This window comes from Zoogloea sp. 1C4, assembly GCF_009469605.1.
Taxonomy (GTDB): domain Bacteria; phylum Pseudomonadota; class Gammaproteobacteria; order Burkholderiales; family Rhodocyclaceae; genus Zoogloea; species Zoogloea oryzae.
The window spans coordinates 1-1958 of the sequence record NZ_SSXU01000078.1 but is presented as its reverse complement, the minus strand read 5'-3'; the positions used below and the strand labels follow the sequence as shown (position 1 = coordinate 1958).

At 66.9% G+C, this 1958-nt stretch carries 3 protein-coding genes; all 3 read right to left on the bottom strand.

The window, feature by feature from the left end; genetic code table 11:
• The coding region (locus tag GH681_RS22830) for an IS66 family transposase (RefSeq protein ID WP_228112049.1) at positions 1 to 1176 on the bottom strand (1176 nt) is incomplete at its 3' end.
• Between the two features lie 70 nt (positions 1177 to 1246).
• Entirely contained in the window at positions 1247 to 1579 is a 333-nt protein-coding gene (gene tnpB / locus GH681_RS22825) for an IS66 family insertion sequence element accessory protein TnpB (protein WP_228112048.1), read from the bottom strand.
• On the bottom strand, positions 1576 to 1958 hold a 383-nt coding region (locus tag GH681_RS22820; protein WP_228112047.1), incomplete at its 5' end, for a transposase. The genes GH681_RS22820 and tnpB, both read right to left, overlap by 4 nt.

The window sequence follows — 1958 nt, the reverse complement described above, 5'->3', positions numbered from 1 at the left end:
TTGCCGCTGTTCCAACCGGGTTGCCGGAGGGGCGTCCTTGAGTTCCCGCTCGATGCCGTATAGCTGCCCGATCAGCGCCAGTGGGGTGGCCGCGATGTGGCTCTTGTTGGCCAGATGCAGCTCCACAAACTTGCGCCGCGCATGGGCCATGCAGCCCACCTCGATCACCCCTTGAGCGAAGGAGGCCTTGTAGCCGGCGAAGTCGTCGCACACCAGGCTACCTTGCCAGCCCCCAAGGAAGCGGCGGGCATGCTCACCCGCCCGGCTGGGGGTGAAGTCATACACCACCGCCTTGAGGGTTTCGAATTCGCCTGCGGCATAGGCCCACAGGTACGAGCGATGGGTCTTGCCCGTACCGGGGGCCAGGGTGGCCACCGGGGTCTCGTCGGCGTGCAGCACGGCGCAGTCCAGGAGCTCGGCCTTCAGGGTGTCCACGAGGGGTTGCAGCCGAACGCCGCACACGCCCACCCATGAAGCCAGGGTGGAGCGCGCAATGCCAAAGCCGGCGCGTGCAAAGATGGCTTCCTGCCGGTACAGCGGCAAGTGGTCGGCGTACTTGGCCACCAGCACGTGGGCCAACAGGCCTGCGGTGGGGAGGCCTTTGTCGATGACCTCAGCCGGCACGGGGGCCTGCACCAGGCGCTCGCAGGCGCGGCAGGCCCACTTGCCGCGCACATGGCGCTCGACCGTGAAGATGCCCGGGGTGTAGTCAAGCTTCTCGGCCACATCCTCGCCGATGCGTTTCATTTGGCAGCCACAGGTGCAGGTGGTGGCGTCGGGTTCGTGGCGGATCTCGGTGCGGGGCAGCTCTGGGGGCAGTGCCTGGCGCTTGGGCGTGCGTTGGGCGGCGGCCTCGGTGGGCGGGGTGCGGGCCTGCAGCTCGGCCAGTTCCTCTTCCAGGGCGGCGATGTCGGCCTGAACGGCTTCTTCAAACAAGGGGCGCTGCTGGGCATCGAGCTGTTCGCTCTTCACGCCGAAGCGAATGCGCCGCAGTTGGGCCAGCTCAAAGCTGAGTTTGTCGATCTTGGCGTCTCGCAGCGCAATGGCCTGGCTGGCCTGTTCAGCGCGCTGGGCATCTTGCTCGATGCGGGCAAGCAGTTGAGCGGTGAGCGCACGCAATTCATCCGGGGCCATGGCGGCCAGGGCTTGGGCGTCGAATTGCGGCAAGGAAGACATAGCTTCAAGTATGCCGCAGCCAGGGGCGGCAGCCCATCCGCGCATGCCCTGATTGCAGGCAGACCAGAACTCAAACGAGGGTGATGGCGCCCGTGTGGCCCACGCGTTGCCAGGGCAGGCCCAGCACCAGGGCACCCAGTTGAGTGGTGCTAATGGGCAGGCTGGGCTGGGGGCTGGAAGCCCAGTTGAACTTGCCAGCATGCAGACGCCGGGCCGCCAGCCACAGGCCGACGCCGTCGTGGACCAACACCTTCATCCGGGTGGCGCGGGCATTGGCAAACACATAGGCATGGTGCGGCTGCGCCGCACCAAAGACCGCGACTACGCGGGCCAGCGCCGTGTCGGGGCCAGCACGCATATCCATCGGCTCGACCGCCAACCAGGCCGCATCAATGCGGATCACCGGAGCCAGTCCTGCAACGCGCTCAGGCACTGCGCCGCAGCCGCCATTGGCCAGTACACGGTGATGAGCTGATCGCCCTGGCGTAGTTCGATGCGGATGTCGGCGCTCGGCGCGTCCAGTGCCAGGGGAACAAAACCTGGAGGCACTGAGGCCCCCTGCGCCTGGGGCGATGGCGCACTCATGGCGGGCAAGGATGCAGCCCGAGTTGCGCTCTTATGAGCCGGATCGCTCTCGAGTACCCAGCGCCGAACGAGGTTGGCATTGAGGCCGTTGGCCAGCGCAACCGCAGCCGTTGAAACGCCGGGTGCCTTGCACGCGGCCACGATCTCTGCCTTAAAGGTGTCGCTGTACCGACCACGACGCCGACCGGCGGTGGGAA